Annotated in this window: 14 protein-coding genes; 8 read left to right on the top strand and 6 right to left on the bottom strand. The window is 38.5% G+C overall.

Annotated elements, in window-relative coordinates; translation table 11 throughout:
• The first annotated feature begins 249 nt into the window (after positions 1-249).
• The 3 genes from KSK37_RS07700 to pheA all read left to right on the top strand — a co-directional run bounded on the left by KSK37_RS07700 (position 250) and on the right by pheA (position 3,475).
• Positions 250-690, top strand: coding sequence for a hypothetical protein (locus KSK37_RS07700; RefSeq protein ID WP_088359826.1), 441 nt, complete (start codon positions 250-252; stop codon positions 688-690).
• A 125-nt stretch (positions 691-815) separates the two neighbouring features.
• Complete coding sequence (locus tag KSK37_RS07695) at positions 816-2,576, top strand: discoidin domain-containing protein (RefSeq protein ID WP_217200572.1); 1,761 nt, start codon at positions 816-818, stop codon at positions 2,574-2,576.
• A 59-nt stretch (positions 2,577-2,635) separates the two neighbouring features.
• On the top strand, positions 2,636-3,475 hold the full coding sequence (pheA, locus tag KSK37_RS07690) for a prephenate dehydratase (RefSeq protein ID WP_217200570.1): 840 nt from the start codon (positions 2,636-2,638) through the stop codon (positions 3,473-3,475).
• A 32-nt stretch (positions 3,476-3,507) separates the two neighbouring features.
• On the opposite strand, the gene KSK37_RS07685 is transcribed toward pheA, so the two are convergent.
• Both KSK37_RS07685 and KSK37_RS07680 read right to left on the bottom strand, forming a co-directional pair.
• Positions 3,508-5,436 (bottom strand): M1 family metallopeptidase, encoded by a 1,929-nt coding sequence (locus KSK37_RS07685; RefSeq protein WP_217200568.1) that lies wholly within the window; start codon positions 5,434-5,436, stop codon positions 3,508-3,510.
• Between the two features lie 89 nt (positions 5,437-5,525).
• Complete coding sequence (locus KSK37_RS07680; protein ID WP_217200566.1) at positions 5,526-6,803, bottom strand: replication-associated recombination protein A; 1,278 nt, start codon at positions 6,801-6,803, stop codon at positions 5,526-5,528.
• Positions 6,804-6,901: 98 nt separating this feature from the next.
• Between KSK37_RS07680 and yidD the strand changes: the two genes are divergently transcribed.
• Together yidD and lgt are read left to right on the top strand one after the other, a co-directional pair.
• Complete coding sequence (yidD, locus tag KSK37_RS07675; RefSeq protein ID WP_088359822.1) at positions 6,902-7,147, top strand: membrane protein insertion efficiency factor YidD; 246 nt, start codon at positions 6,902-6,904, stop codon at positions 7,145-7,147.
• A 23-nt stretch (positions 7,148-7,170) separates the two neighbouring features.
• Positions 7,171-8,040 carry a prolipoprotein diacylglyceryl transferase gene (lgt, locus tag KSK37_RS07670; protein WP_088359821.1) on the top strand — a complete coding sequence of 290 codons (870 nt, stop codon included), beginning with the start codon at positions 7,171-7,173 and terminating at the stop codon, positions 8,038-8,040.
• A 52-nt stretch (positions 8,041-8,092) separates the two neighbouring features.
• Here the strand turns inward: lgt and KSK37_RS07665 are convergent, their stop codons facing one another.
• Positions 8,093-9,505, bottom strand: coding sequence for an NAD(P)H-hydrate dehydratase (locus KSK37_RS07665; protein WP_246566324.1), 1,413 nt, complete (start codon positions 9,503-9,505; stop codon positions 8,093-8,095).
• 369 nt (positions 9,506-9,874) lie between these two features.
• Between KSK37_RS07665 and mscL the strand changes: the two genes are divergently transcribed.
• Positions 9,875-10,249: a large conductance mechanosensitive channel protein MscL gene (gene mscL / locus KSK37_RS07660; protein WP_088359819.1), complete on the top strand. Its 375-nt coding sequence runs from the start codon at positions 9,875-9,877 to the stop codon at positions 10,247-10,249.
• A gap of 158 nt (positions 10,250-10,407) precedes the next feature.
• Here mscL and KSK37_RS07655 read toward each other — a convergent pair whose 3' ends face one another.
• A complete protein-coding gene (locus tag KSK37_RS07655; protein ID WP_088359818.1) occupies positions 10,408-11,367 on the bottom strand; it encodes a D-2-hydroxyacid dehydrogenase in 960 nt (319 codons plus the stop codon).
• A gap of 4 nt (positions 11,368-11,371) precedes the next feature.
• Positions 11,372-11,773 carry an LNS2 domain-containing protein gene (locus KSK37_RS07650; RefSeq protein WP_088359817.1) on the bottom strand — a complete coding sequence of 134 codons (402 nt, stop codon included), beginning with the start codon at positions 11,771-11,773 and terminating at the stop codon, positions 11,372-11,374.
• Between the two features lie 198 nt (positions 11,774-11,971).
• Between KSK37_RS07650 and idi the strand changes: the two genes are divergently transcribed.
• Together idi and gcvT are read left to right on the top strand one after the other, a co-directional pair.
• Positions 11,972-12,481 carry an isopentenyl-diphosphate Delta-isomerase gene (gene idi / locus KSK37_RS07645; RefSeq protein WP_217200563.1) on the top strand — a complete coding sequence of 170 codons (510 nt, stop codon included), beginning with the start codon at positions 11,972-11,974 and terminating at the stop codon, positions 12,479-12,481.
• A 155-nt stretch (positions 12,482-12,636) separates the two neighbouring features.
• Positions 12,637-13,719, top strand: coding sequence for a glycine cleavage system aminomethyltransferase GcvT (gene gcvT, locus KSK37_RS07640; protein WP_217200561.1), 1,083 nt, complete (start codon positions 12,637-12,639; stop codon positions 13,717-13,719).
• Positions 13,720-13,855: 136 nt separating this feature from the next.
• On the opposite strand, the gene KSK37_RS07635 is transcribed toward gcvT, so the two are convergent.
• Positions 13,856-14,281, bottom strand: a complete 426-nt coding sequence (locus KSK37_RS07635; protein ID WP_217200559.1) for an Hsp20/alpha crystallin family protein — start codon at positions 14,279-14,281, stop codon at positions 13,856-13,858.
• Positions 14,282-14,731: the final 450 nt, after the last annotated feature.

Below are 14,731 nucleotides of genomic sequence, written 5' to 3'. Positions count from 1 at the left end.
CATATTGGTATTAAATCCGCAAAGTTATTTAATATTAAACAGCAGCAAAATTTCAGTCAGATTTATTTTAAATAATGAGCGCTAAATTTTAAAATTTTTATTCGACCCATATTATTTGCTTCATATTATTTAATTCATAATTATTTTCATGATTTTTATCAATTTTTTACCAATTTGTTGTTTTTTAACTTTTTCCAAATATTTTAGAAGTATATTTGCAAAGAATTTAACAACATAAAAAACATCAAGATGAATTACACGATCGTTGGATTATTTCCTAGTCAGGAAAACGCAAAAGAAGTTTCTGAAGGATTAGAACAATCGGGAATCAGAAACGAAGATTATATTATTTACAAAACAAACAGAAACAGTTCTGCAGAACAGAAACAGAATTTCTGGAAAAAACTTTTAGGTTTACAGCCGGAGAACGCGCAACAGGAGGATAAACTGATCACCAGCGTTTCTGTCCGTAACGAGGAAGAACTGACAAGTGTGAAAAAATCATTCCGTAAGAATGATGTCGTAAAAATGTACGAGTTTCAGGACATGACCCTTGAAGAGGCAAAAGATTTAGAGTACATCAAAAAAATCGTAGCATTGAGAGCTAAATCTCATATTTATGCAATGCCCGAAATTTCTGTTTCCAAAGGAAATATACAGCAGGGCATGAATGCTGAAATAAAAGCTTAACCGAATAATTTTTTTTTCATTTCCCATAGAAATCCGTACTCGCTGTACGGATTTTTTGCTGAACACCGCTTTCTATTATCTCAATTTAAGTTCATAACTTTACTTTTTTCCAAAAAAATCTCTTTATGAAAACCCATTTTTCCTTTTCTGCATTGTTTTTACTGATGATTAATCTTTGCTTTGCTCAGCAAAAAACCTATTGCAACCCAATCAATATCGATTACGGCTATACACCTTTCAAAGTATTCTCCAGCCAGGGAAAACACCGTGCTACAGCAGATCCGGTAATCGTGAATTTTAAAAAGGAACTTTATCTTTTCTCCACGAATCAGGAAGGTTACTGGCACAGCGATGACATGCTGCACTGGAAATTTATTTACAGAAAATTTCTCCGCGACGATAAATATACTCACGACCTGAACGCACCTGCGGTGTGGGCCATGAAAGATACCCTCTACGTTTACGGCTCTACCTGGGAATCCGATTTCCCGATCTGGAAATCTACAAACCCTAAAAAAGACGACTGGAAAATTGCCGTCGATACGTTAAAAGTCGGAGCATGGGATCCTGCATTTCATTACGACGAAGATAAAAACAAACTCTATTTATATTGGGGATCAAGCAACGAGTGGCCGCTTTTGGGAACCGAGGTAAAAGTAAAAAACCTGCAGTCTGAAGGCTACGTAAAGCCTATTCTCAGACTGAAGCCTGAAGATCACGGCTGGGAAAGATTTGGAGAATACAACGACAATGTTTTTCTGCAGCCTTTTGTAGAAGGCGCTTGGGTTACCAAGCACAACGGAAAATACTACATGCAGTACGGCGCACCGGCAACCGAATTCAGCGGATATGCGGACGGTGTCTATGTTTCCAAAAACCCTTTAGAAGGTTATGAATATCAGCAGCACAATCCTTTCTCATATAAACCCGGCGGTTTTGCGAGAGGTGCAGGACATGGAGCAACTTTTCAAGATAATTACGGAAATTACTGGCACGTTTCCACCATTTTTATTTCGGTAAAAAACAATTTCGAACGACGGCTCGGAATCTGGCCTGCAGGCTTCGACAAAGATGACGTCATGTACAGCAATACAGCCTACGGCGACTACCCTACTTTCATTCCTGAATACGCCCAGGGAAAAGACTTCACCAAAGGTTTATTTACCGGATGGATGCTTCTTAATTACCAGAAACCGGTCGCTGCTTCTTCCACTTTAGGCGGCTACCAGTCCAATTTTGCGGTAGACGAGGACATCAAAACATATTGGTCGGCTAAAACAGGAAATTCTGGAGAATGGTTCCAGACTGATTTGGGAGAAATTTCTACCATTAACGCGGTTCAGATTAATTACGCAGACCAGGATGCTGAATTTATGGGAAAAACGTTAGGAAAAATGCATCAGTACAAGATTTACAGTTCCAATGACGGTAAGAACTGGAAAGTTTTAATTGACAAAAGCAAGAATACCACAGATGTTCCCCATGATTATGTTGAGCTGGAGAAGCCTGCTAAAGCACGATATTTAAAAATGGAAAACCTGAAAATGCCAACCGGAAAATTCGCACTGAGCGGTTTCAGAGTTTTTGGAAAAGGTGCCGGAGAAAAACCCGCGAAAGTAGAAAATTTCGTTCCGCTTCGTGCAGATCCGAAAAAATTCGGCGAAAGAAGAAGCATCTGGATGAAATGGAAGCAAAACCAAAATGCGGACGGCTACATGATCTATTTCGGAAAAACTCCGGATAAATTATACGGAAGCATCATGGTTTACGGTAAAAATGAGTATTTCTTTACCGGAGCCGACCGCACTGATGCCTATTATTTCCAGATCGAAGCATTTAATAATAATGGAATTTCGGAACGTTCTGAAATATTTAAATCTGAATAATTACAAAAAATAAACATTGAAAAAGCTTTTGTTATCAACGGCTTTTCTATTTTTGCTGAATGAAAATAGCATTCCTCGGTCCGCAGGCGAGTTTTACACAGCTGGCGTGTTCTCAGATTTTTCCCGATCATGAACTCATTCCGCAATCAAGTATTTTAGACTGCTTCAATGCTGTAAAAGACGGTGAAGTGGAAAAAGCTGTTGTTCCGCTTGAAAATTCGATTGAAGGAACGGTCTCTATGACACTGGATTATCTGTATGATTTCGAAGACATCTTCATCGAAACTGAAGCAGTAATGCCTATTTCCCATCATTTAATGATTCATCCGGACAATGAAGATTTCAGTAAAGTGATTTCTCATCCTCAGGCTTTGGCGCAGACATTCCACTTCAGGTTTGATCATTTCAAAAACACAGAAACTCAGGATTACAGCTCCACAGCCGCTGCGGCGAAACTGGTTTCCGAAAATCCCGAGGAAAAATGGGCTGCAATCGCAAATTCCTATGCTGCGAAACTATACGGGTTGAAAGTTATCCGTGGAAATATTCAGGATTTTGAACAGAATCACACCAAGTTCATTGTGATTTCTAAAAACAAAAACATCCTGAAACTAAATTTCCCTAAAACTTCTGAAAAAACCTCTCTTCTGGTAACGCTTCCTGAAGATCATGCCGGCGGTCTGCATCAGGTTCTTTCCGTTTTTGCATGGCGGAAAATGAACCTCTCCAAAATTGAAAGCCGCACAATGAAAAAAGGCCTTGGCAATTATTTTTTCTTCATCAATGTAGCAAGCGAATGGCATCCCGTTCTGTCAGAAAACGCGCTGGAAGAACTGCGCTTATTCGGAGCAGAAGTAAAGTTTATCGGTCACTATAACGAATATGAGCTGGAAGGGTAAATTCTTTAAAAAGTTTTTCCTGCCGGTTAATTTTATTCTTTAATGAATTTTAGATTCTCTCCGTTAATTTTGATTATATAAATTCCTGGGATTAATTGGGAAACATTAACGGAATTACGTGTATCATATTTTTCTTTTTTTACGAGTTTACCGTCTGCAGAATAGATTTCATACTCAGTAATTTTAAGAATTCCTTTCAAATACAGTTCATTTTTTACCGGATTAGGAAACAGAATTACGTCTTCTTTCCTGACAGATTGGGTTCCTAAAGCAGGATCAAAAGCAACCGTAGAATTCTTCTCAATAATCTGATAGTCATAATTAAACTCCACATTAGCTGCCTGAAAATTCAGAGGTTTAGAAAACGACTGATTATTGGAATTATTGTCTAAAACCAGATACGCCGTTTCTCCGTTGGTTCCCGTCACTTTTACAGGTAACGGCATCTCGAAAAAAGAAACGGAAGGATCGCTTTGTATTTGCGAAACCTCAAACCGGATATTCTGATTGGCGATGGGCTGATTCCATTTAATCGTATAAGTCGGATATCCCTGTCCATAAATCCAGTCATTGAAAAATCCCGTAAGATCTTTTCCGGTAGAAATAAGAATCTGATTTTTAAAATCTTCGGTTTTCGCGTACTGATAAGCAAATGCGGGATTGGAAGTATAATCTTTCATCATTTGATAAAAAACATCATCACCCAAAATCCATTTAATCATTCGTAAAACATATCCGCCTTTAATATAGGTAAGCCTGCCGCTGAAAACCGCACCAATATTCCCCAAATCACTGTCTTTTACGTAAATACTGCCGTTTGGAAGACTTGTGATAATACTGAGATGGTTAACAAGGTAATTCATAAATTCCGTATGGGTCATCAGATTTTTCTCATTGATCAGATGTTCACCAAAAGTGGCAAAACCTTCATTGAGCCAAGCATCATTCCACGCACCACAGGTTATTTTGTCGCCAAACCATTGGTGCGCCAGTTCATGCGCAATGGTAGATTTTGCGAAAGAATTCATAGATGACATGGTTTGATGCTCCATTGCCGCACCATTCACTGCAAATTCCATGTGACCGTACTTTTCTGCTGAAAAAGGATAAGGACCAAAATGATTTTCGAAAACTGACATGGCAGTTTTGGTCCACTCCAGATTACTGACGATCTCCGGGTTTGCCGCAGTATCGGTATAGAGATAGTTCACATAAGGAAACGGAGGATTCCCAATTATATCATTTGTTTTGTTGAAAACCCCAATTGAAAACGCCGCCAGATATGCAGCCATAGGATATTGCGTCCGCCAGAAAGTAAGCTTTTTACCTCCGGCAAGCAACGTTTCCGACATTAATTTTCCGTTCGAAGCCACACTGTATTGGTCGGGAGTGGTAATTTTAAAATCGAAACGGTCAATTTTATCATTCATGCTCTGCTTTGTCGGAAACCAATTCTGCGCTCCATATGGCTCGGAAAGCGTTGCCAGCACTGGACTTCCGTTATGGGTTCCCATGTAAAAAGAAGTTCTTCCTGAATTATCCGGCACACCGGAATAATGAACCGTCAGAGAATCCAGTGTATTAGCAGGAACGGAGGAAGGAAAATCAATTTTAAGTTCTTTGGTTGAAAGCTGCTGAAAAGGAAGGTTTGTACCGTGATAAACAACCTGAGAAACTGGAAGAAGATCAGTCAGATCAAAATAAATCGCCGACATATCTGCATTAGCAAGGAAATGTGATGTTACAGAACCTGAAATCTGCAACACTGCAGGATCCAGATACACCTCCATTCTTTGGTACTTAAGATTATAATTTAAGGTGTTGGGATTCACATTAAAATCGATCATCCGCTGATATCTGCCGGTTTCTTTTTCAATTAAGCCTTTATTTTCTGAATTTCCCTGAGCAAAAAACTGTTGACAGAAAAGGCTCATCAGTATAAAAACATATAATTTTTTCATCTCTTAAATTTTAATTAAAGATAAAAAAAACACCTGACAACGAGTCAAATGTTAATGATATTCAATTATATATGCTAGAAAAAACCCTGTCAGTACTTATCCTTCCACTTTTTCTTAAGCTGTTCAGCGATTTTATTTTCGGTTGAATTGTTTCCCGGTTCATAGAATTTTGTTCCGGAAATTTCCTCCGGCAAAAATTCCAGATCCACAAAATTTCCTTCGTGAGAATGCGCGTAATCGTAATCTTTACCGTAGTTTAAATCCTTCATCAGTTTGGTCGGAGCATTTCGCAGATGTAAGGGAACCGGCAGATTTCCCGTTTGTTTTACTTTTGCAATCGCCTCATTGATCGCTAAATAAGTTGAATTACTTTTAGGGGAAACAGCCAGATAAACCGCTGTTTCACTGAGGATAATTCTTGCTTCAGGATTTCCGATCACATTCACCGCCTGAAAACAGTTATTCGCCACAATCAAAGCATTTGGATTTGCCAGACCGATGTCTTCGGAAGCCAGAATAAGCATTCGTCTGGCAATAAACTTAATGTCTTCACCGCCAACCAACATTCTCGCAAGCCAATACACCGCACCGTTCGGGTCAGATCCGCGCATGGATTTGATGAAAGCAGAAATAATATCATAATGCTGCTCTCCGTTTTTGTCATAAAGCGCCATTGTCTCCTGCAAAACCTCCAGAACATCCTCATTGCTGATCTCCTTATTTGGAGATTTTTTGAAGTTATTCAGAACATTTTCTACAGAATTAATAAGTTTCCTCGCATCACCGCCGGAATATTGGATAAAGGCTTCTTTGTCCTTAATTTTAAAATCTGTCTTTTCTTTTTCGTTGTATTTATTTAATGCAGTCTCGGCAAGCTCTTCCAGTTTTTCATAACTTAAAGATTTTAGCACATAAACCTGAGAGCGGGAAAGCAAAGCAGAAACCACTTCGAAACTAGGATTTTCTGTGGTGGCGCCAATCAGGACGATCCAGCCTTTTTCTACGGCATGAAGCAGTGAATCCTGCTGAGACTTATTAAACCGGTGAATTTCATCAATAAATAAAATCGGTGGTTTTCCTGAAAAAAGATTTTGCTTTTTGGCATCTTCAATAACTTCCCGAACATCTTTAACGCCGCTCGACACTGCTGAAAGCTTAAAAAACTTTCTCCCCGATTTTTCAGAAATAATTTCCGCTAATGTGGTTTTCCCGGTTCCCGGCGGTCCCCAGAAAATTAAAGAATTCAAGGTGTCATTTTCCAACATTTTTCGGACTGTTCCGTTTTTTCCGGTCAGATGTTCCTGACCCAGAACCTCATCAAGGGTTTTGGGACGCAGCTGCTCGGCAAGAGGAATATTGGAATTCAAGATAAACATTTGAAATTGGACGATATAAAATTCTGTTAATACAAGATTAGACAGAAACTTTGAACAAAATTAAACTATTTCGTTATTTTTGCAACGCAATGTTCAACAAAATCCTCACATTTCCTTTGGTGGCCCTGATAAAAATCTATCAGTGGTGCATCTCACCCCTGCTTCCAAAAAACTGCCGTTACGAGCCTACATGCTCCAGCTATATGGTAGAAGCACTTCGGGTTCATGGCCTTTTCAAAGGTTTTTGGCTCGGCGCAAAAAGGATTTCGCGATGCCATCCGTGGGGAGGTGAAGGCTATGATCCGGTTCCGCCGAAATGTGAACATCAACATTAAAAACTTAAAAAAAATAATTAAATATGGTTTCATTCTTATATACGACCTGGGATCCGTCAACCGGAATACATTTAGGCCCAATAACGCTCCACTACTACAGTCTAATGTTCATCCTGGCTTTTGGACTTGGGTATGCGATCATGACTAAAATTTTCAGGATCGATAATGTAAACCAAAAATATCTGGAACCGCTTTTTACCTGGACTTTGGTGGGAACAATTCTGGGCGCGAGATTAGGCCACGTTATTTTTTACCAGCCCGAACTTTTTAAACAGGATTTCTGGTCGGTTTTTCTTCCGATCCAAACAAAGCCTGAATTTAAATTTACAGGATTTTCAGGATTGGCAAGTCATGGTGCAACGATCGCTCTGATCTTTACAACACTTTATTATTCCTACAAAATCATTAAGAAAAATCCGTTTTGGGTATACGACCGTATCGGAATTGTAGTTGCGTTAGGAGGTGCATTTGTGAGAATAGGAAACTTTTTCAATTCCGAAATTATCGGAAAACCCGCGCCTGAAGGTTCGCCTTTCGCGATTCTTTTCCCGCAGCAAAGTTCTGAATATGGTGCCATAGTTCCGCGTTATCCCACTCAGCTTTTTGAAGCCGCGGGTTACTTTCTGCTCTTTGTTCTTTTGTGGATTTTATATCGTTACACGAACAAAAAATATCAGCAGGGATGGCTTTTCGGGTTATTCTTTATTATCCTTTGGGCGGTAAGGTTCTTCGTTGAATTTTTAAAAGAACCGCAAGGCGATGAATTTATTCAGTTTGCAGGATTAAATACAGGTCAGATTCTCTCGATTCCTTTTATGCTGGCAGGTTTCGTCATTATGTGGTATTCTAAAAACAATAAAATCACCGAAGAGGAAAACGGTAAACCTGAATAATTTGTAAAAAGATAAAAAAAAATCCTTTCAAGAATTTCTTGAAAGGATTTTTTTATGCTAAAACTCTAAAAACATTACCCATCTCATTGATCAGATCCGACGGCAGCATTGCTTCTTTCGAATATTTTTCAGCAGCTAAATCACCGGATTTACCGTGGAGCCAAACTCCGAAAACTGCAGCGTGTTCAGATGAATAATTTTGCGCTACCAGTGAAGTGATAATTCCCAGAAGAGCATCTCCGCTGCCTCCTTTTGCCATTCCGGAATTGCCGGTGATGTTATAGAATACTTTATTATCAGGAGTGATGATTTGTGTATGGTGACCTTTTAAAACGATAAAAATATTGAGTTCCTGAGCTTTTTTTCTGGCCAGATCCAGTTGTTGAAAAGAGTTTTCTGTTTTTCCGAAAAGTCTTTCAAACTCCTTCGGATGGGGTGTTATAATGGACTTTGGAGGAATGTGCTTTAAAAACTGAGTATGTTTGGCAATAATATTCAGCGCATCCGCATCTAAAACCAAAGGCAGATCGCAGGATTTCAAAAACTCCATAAACATTAATTCCGTTTCGGTATTTCCCCCTAAACCGGGACCAATGCCAACCGCAGAATCGCTGTCTACATCAAAATGAACATTATAATTCTGTCCGCCAAACAGATACATCGCTTCAGGACATGCCGTTTGAAGAATCTCATAACCGCACTTTGGAGCAAGAGTGAAAGTGATTCCACTACCCGATCTTAACGCAGCTTTTGTGGCTAAGACAGCGGCTCCCATTTTCCCAAAGCTGCCCGCGATAATAGTTGTTTTCCCAAAATTCCCTTTGTGAGAAAATTCGTTTCTACTTTTAAAAATTTCCTGAATTAACTGATCATCTACCACAAAATCATCGGTCGGTTCCTTTGCAATGAATTCTTTACTTAAACCAATATTTAAGATATGTACTTTTCCGCAATAGGGACCGGTTTCCGGATGAAGAAATGTCTTTTTCCAAAACTGAAGACTTAAAGTTTCATCTGCTTTGAAAATCACGGCATTCTCTGCCATCAGATGATCCGCCGCCAAACCTGAAGGCATGTCAATGGAAACTTTATGTAATTTTACCTTGTTGAGAAAATTAATCAGATCCTGCTCTTTCTTATTAATTTTCCTGTTAAGCCCTGCTCCGAAAAGAGCGTCAACGATAATAGCGTTTTCTTTAAAATTAAATTGGGAAGTATCGGCAAAGTCAAAAATGGCGATTCCGGAAATCTGCTTGATTTTATTGAGATTGCTCAAAGCGTCTTTTGAAAAATTTTCATTTTCATTTACAAAGACCGTAATATCAAATCCGTTTTGGTAAAGAGTTCTGGCTAAAGCAAGACCGCCACCTCCGTTATTGCCGTTTCCGCAGAAAATATAGAAAGCTTCTTTATCATTAAACTTGGAAGAAAGCCAGTTCACACATGAATCGGCCACCCGCTGCATTAAATTTAAAGAATAAATAGGTTCGTTTTTAATTGTGAAAGCATCACAATTTTTCAGTTGTAGAGCGGATAAAATTTTCACCTTATAATATCACTTGTGTTAATTAAAAAAAAAGAGATTGTTTACTCAATTTACAATCCCATTAGTCTGATTATCAATATTTAAATAAATAAATCAAATTTTTCCAAAAATACAAATTTATTTTAACAATTATTTAGAAAAACTGAATACTTCTCAGTATAAATGAAAAAAAATAACATAGAAACACTTAAAATTCATCATTTGTTTAAACAGAACTGTATTTTTTAATAAATTTCTTCAGAAATTTTGAATTATTTAATACATTTACTTAATTAAAATATAAAAATTATGGGATTAGTACAAGAATTTAAGGATTTTGCCATTAAAGGCAATGTTGTAGATTTGGCTGTTGCCGTTATTATTGGGGGTGCTTTCGGAAAAATTGTATCATCTTTTGTTGAAGATGTAATTACCCCTTTGCTTCTGAATCCTGCTTTGAAAGCAGCCGGTGCCGAAAACATTTCTAAACTGGCCTGGAATGGTGTGACTTACGGTAATTTCCTTGCCGCAGTAATTAATTTCCTCTGTATCGCGATTGTACTGTTCATTATGATTAAAGGAATCAATAAAATTCACAAACCCGCTGCAGTGGTTGCTCCCGGGCCGACAGAAGATCAGAAACTTTTGACAGAAATCAGAGATTTACTGAAAAACAGACCATAAAATTTTCGAAATAAAATGCTCAACCCGGACGTTCTCCGGGTTTTTTGCTGAATTATAATTAGTAGAATTTATTTAAATATTTTAAAAGTCACTTATTTTAAATCAATAAAAAAAACACGCCTGAAAGACGTGTTCTGTATATTTGATCTGAAAATTAATTAGTGTACCTGCAAAATACTGCAGATCTGTTCCGCTAAAGAAAGTCCTATCCTGTCCTGAGCTTCAAGCGTGGAGGCTCCGGTATGTGGAGTGAGGGAAATTTTAGGATGAGTTAAAATTTCTTTTGAAGGCGTAGGTTCGTTGATGAAAACATCCAGACCCGCGAAGGCTACCTTACCTGAATTTAATGCAGCAATCAATGCGTTTTCATCGATGACACCGCCTCTGGAACAGTTTACCACTGCAACACCGTCTTTCATGATCGAAAATTCTTTTTCAGAAATCATGTAACCGTCTTTCTGAGCCGGCACGTGGAGCGTAATAAAATCTGCATGTTCCAAAACGCCATCAAGCGGTTCTGTTTCTATATCTACGTTGATGAACTGGTTGTTATAGAATTTCACTTTAATGCTCGCTCTACCGATATTGCTGTCCGCAGCGATCACACGCATTCCTAAACCGAGTGCGATTCTTGCAACTTCCTGCCCGATTCTCCCCATTCCGATGATACCGATGGTTTTTCCGCGAAGTTCAATTCCTTTTTCGTAAGATTTTTTAAGTTTTGCGAACTCCGAATCTCCAACCACAGGCATTTTCCTATTGGAATCCGGAAGAAATCTTGCTCCCGCAAACAAGTGGGCAAACACCAATTCTGCCACAGACTCCGAAGAAGCTGAAGGCGTATTGATCACGTGGATATTTTTAGAACGTGCGTAATCAACATCAATATTATCCATTCCTACTCCTCCTCTTCCAATGATTTCGATGGAAGGACATGCGTCGATCAGTTCTTTTCTTACCTGCGTTGCACTTCTTACTAAAATGGTCTTAATTTTATTTTCATTGATGTAATCAATCAAAAATTCCTGAGGAACTTTGGTGGTAATTACTTCAAAACCTTTTGCTGTTAAGGCATCAATTCCTGATTGGTCTAAACCGTCGTTTGCTAAAACCTTCATCTTCTTAATCTTTAAATACTTCAATAGTTACCTGTTTCTCCACCATATCAGTGAACTTGCCCTTGTACCGTGTTGCTTTTACGAGATGATTATCAATCCAATGGTAATTTCCACCCCGTGGTTTTCCGCACAGCACGCTGTGATACTTAAAGCCATGTTTATCGAGCCAGTCTATCGTGATTTGTTTTAAATTCTCAGTACGCGAAGTAAAGAAGCAAATGATATGTCCCTGATCGTACCATCTGTTAATGGTTTCCAGCGCATCCGGATAAGGTTCACAATCAACCATTCTTTCAGGTTCTTCATTGGGAACATCATCAGTAATAGTTCCGTCAATATCAATCAAATAATTCTTGATATCACCTTTCAGCATTGGGCTTAAATGGTCTTTATATTCTAACTCCATCTCAAAAATTTAAGATGCAAAATTACAATTTTTCATTGGTTTACAGAGGATTATTTTTTCCACACCGCATTAATTTTTATTCACAGCGCTCAATCTTCCAAGATAATTTTAAAAATCCGGTTTATAGAAAGAGAATGTAACTATTAAAGTTTCTCAAAAATTTTACCAGCTAATTAATAAAACTTAATTTTGTGTGATATGGAAGAACAAGTAGTTTTAGTCTCTGAAAATGATGAGATTTTGGGGCTGATGGAAAAGATGCAGGCACATGAAAATGGAATTCTTCACCGCGCTTTTTCGGTATTTCTGTTTAATGATAAAGGTGAAATGCTCTTGCAGAAACGGGCTTCAGGAAAATACCATTCACCGGACCAATGGACCAACGCCGTGTGTTCGCATCCAAGGTTTGATGAAACCTATCTTCAGGGTGCACAACGCCGAATGAAAGAAGAACTCGGAGTGGAAGCCGAACTTACTGAAAAATTTCATTTTTTATACAAAGCCGATGTAGGCCAGAATCTTTGGGAACACGAGCTGGATCATGTTTTCACGGGCTTTTACGATGGTGGCTTCCATCTGAATGAGGAGGAAGTTTCCGAAGTGCGTTACATTTCTATGGAAAAACTGGATGAGGAAATGAAAGAAAACCCTCAGCAGTTCACCGAATGGTTTAAAATCATTTTAAAGGAATACAAAGAACACCTTTAAACAGGGAAACTGCCGGAACTTTTAGCCCCGATTGCAGCGGCATCCTTTTGCGGAGCGAAGCGGAGCAAAAGATAGAGCGGAAAGCGGGACCGGTGAATATAAAAAGCATAAACTGTGTTGCTCCTAAAAAATAAAAATCTAAATAATAATTAAGAATGGATAAAAGAACTGCCCTGTTTGACAAACATGTTTCTTTGGGCGCGAAAATGGTACCTTTTGCAGGTTTTGAAATGCCTGTGCAATATTCCGGCGTAACGGAAGAGCATTTTGCCGTACGCGAAAAAGTTGGAATTTTTGATGTTTCCCATATGGGACAATTTTTTGTAGAAGGACCTGCTGCAAAGGATCTGCTGCAATATGTAACTACCAATAATGTAGATACGCTTGAAGACGGAAAAGCACAGTACACGTGTCTCCCGAACGGAAACGGCGGAATCGTAGACGACCTGATTATTTATAAAATGACCGACGGAAAATATTTCGTCGTGGTCAATGCTTCCAACATTGAAAAAGACTGGAACCACATTACAAAATACAATGAAAAATTTGGCGCAAAACTGACAAATGCTTCAGATGAGATGTCACTGATCGCCATACAGGGACCTAAAGCTACAGATACACTGCAAAAATTAACGGAAGTGAATCTCTCCGAACTTCCATACTATCATTTTACGGTAGGCAGCATCGCGGGTGTTTCTGACGTTATTATTTCCAACACAGGCTACACAGGGAGCGGAGGTTTCGAAATTTATTTTAAGAATGAAAATGCAGTGGAAATCTGGGAAGCACTGACAGAAGCCGGCGTAGAATTCGGTTTAATTCCTTGCGGACTTGCTTCAAGAGATACTTTGCGTCTTGAAAAAGGTTTCTGCCTTTACGGAAACGATATTGATGACACCACTTCGCCAATGGAAGCAGGTTTAGGCTGGATCACGAAATTTGATAAAGATTTTGTGAACAAAGAAATTTTCGCAAAACAGAAAGAAGAAGGCGTTACCCGAAAACTGGTAGGTTTCGAAATGCAGGAGAGAGCGATCCCAAGACATGATTATCTTGTAGTGGATGCTGAAGGAAACGAAATCGGAAAAGTAACTTCCGGGACGATGAGCCCAATGAAATCTGTAGGTATTGGTTTGGCGTATGTTGCAAAACCTCATTTCAAAGTCGGTTCAGACATTTTTATTCAGATCAGAAATAAAAATATACCTGCAAAAGTGGTGAAACTTCCGTTCGTATAAACTGAAGTTAATCCAAAATAAAATTTAAAAAGGTCTGAAAATTTTCAGCCCTTTTTTTATGGACAAACAAAAAACCCGGCTGAAAAGCTCTTTCTGCCGGGTTTTATAAAATATTGGAATGAATTGAATTGAAATCTTATTTCACTTCTATGGTTTTCATATTCTGCATCATCACTTCTTTTTTCGGAACTGTAATTTTCAGAATACCGTCTTCGTAGGCCGCTTCTATCTTTTCCGGGTCAGCGGTTTCCGGCAAGGTAAAAGCACGGCTGAATGAGCTGTAATTGAACTCTCTTCTTGTAAATGCACCGTTTTCATCTTTCTCTTCATTTTCTGTGCTGTTTTCGCTGGAAATGGTCAGAACATTCTGTTCCAGATTAATTTTAAAATCTTCTTTTTTAATTCCCGGTGCAGCAACATGAATCTCAAAACTCCGATCAAGTTCCTTTACGTTAACTGAAGGCAATGTTAAATCCGACTGATTAAACCTAGGTTTAAATTCAAATAAATCTTTTGTAATGAAATCGTCGAAAAAACTGTTTCTTCTGATTAAATTTGACATGACATTAAATTTTTAGGTTAAACATTTGTAACTGATTTACAGTTTTTACCACAAAAAAAATGCCTCTGCAATTCTTCCGACAAAATTACATATCAATACTGATCTTCAGGAAATTATGTCATAACTACCATCAATCCTGATGAAATTCTGACGTATTTTTAAGGGAGATGCTGGAAACAGAAATTATTACCGATCCTTGTATTTCTTTTACATCTTGTTCCGCTTTTAGTAGTGGCGAAACAACGGTTCGGGGAATTGACTCCAGAAGTTTTTTTGGGTTTTGATACTATTCCCAACGCTTGACTGAAGGGCGGTCGGCAGATTTTGCAGGGAGAAAGGCCTTCGCCCGATGCGGCCTGAATGCTTAAATCTGAAGAAACATTCTTTACCATTCTGCAGCCTGACAAATGATATTTGGATCCTGAAGGTGTCCTGTAAACGGTTTGTGCT

This window comes from Kaistella soli, from assembly GCF_019038595.1.
GTDB lineage: Bacteria > Bacteroidota > Bacteroidia > Flavobacteriales > Weeksellaceae > Kaistella > Kaistella soli.
Note: the sequence above shows the minus strand (reverse complement) of the source record. Positions and strands in the feature narration are given on the sequence as shown.

What these genes read in the sequence shown, in the direction of transcription:
- KSK37_RS07665 (WP_246566324.1), bottom strand. Translation starts at nt 9,505, where the DNA reads ATGCAGCGGGTGGCCGATTCATGTGTGAACTGGCTTTCTTCCAAGTTT.
- idi (WP_217200563.1), top strand. Translation starts at nt 11,972, where the DNA reads ATGGAAGAACAAGTAGTTTTAGTCTCTGAAAATGATGAGATTTTGGGG.
- pheA (WP_217200570.1), top strand. Translation starts at nt 2,636, where the DNA reads ATGAAAATAGCATTCCTCGGTCCGCAGGCGAGTTTTACACAGCTGGCG.
- gcvT (WP_217200561.1), top strand. Translation starts at nt 12,637, where the DNA reads ATGGATAAAAGAACTGCCCTGTTTGACAAACATGTTTCTTTGGGCGCG.
- KSK37_RS07650 (WP_088359817.1), bottom strand. Translation starts at nt 11,773, where the DNA reads ATGGAGTTAGAATATAAAGACCATTTAAGCCCAATGCTGAAAGGTGAT.
- lgt (WP_088359821.1), top strand. Translation starts at nt 7,171, where the DNA reads ATGGTTTCATTCTTATATACGACCTGGGATCCGTCAACCGGAATACAT.
- KSK37_RS07685 (WP_217200568.1), bottom strand. Translation starts at nt 5,436, where the DNA reads ATGAAAAAATTATATGTTTTTATACTGATGAGCCTTTTCTGTCAACAG.
- mscL (WP_088359819.1), top strand. Translation starts at nt 9,875, where the DNA reads ATGGGATTAGTACAAGAATTTAAGGATTTTGCCATTAAAGGCAATGTT.
- yidD (WP_088359822.1), top strand. Translation starts at nt 6,902, where the DNA reads ATGTTCAACAAAATCCTCACATTTCCTTTGGTGGCCCTGATAAAAATC.
- KSK37_RS07700 (WP_088359826.1), top strand. Translation starts at nt 250, where the DNA reads ATGAATTACACGATCGTTGGATTATTTCCTAGTCAGGAAAACGCAAAA.
- KSK37_RS07635 (WP_217200559.1), bottom strand. Translation starts at nt 14,281, where the DNA reads ATGTCAAATTTAATCAGAAGAAACAGTTTTTTCGACGATTTCATTACA.
- KSK37_RS07655 (WP_088359818.1), bottom strand. Translation starts at nt 11,367, where the DNA reads ATGAAGGTTTTAGCAAACGACGGTTTAGACCAATCAGGAATTGATGCC.
- KSK37_RS07695 (WP_217200572.1), top strand. Translation starts at nt 816, where the DNA reads ATGAAAACCCATTTTTCCTTTTCTGCATTGTTTTTACTGATGATTAAT.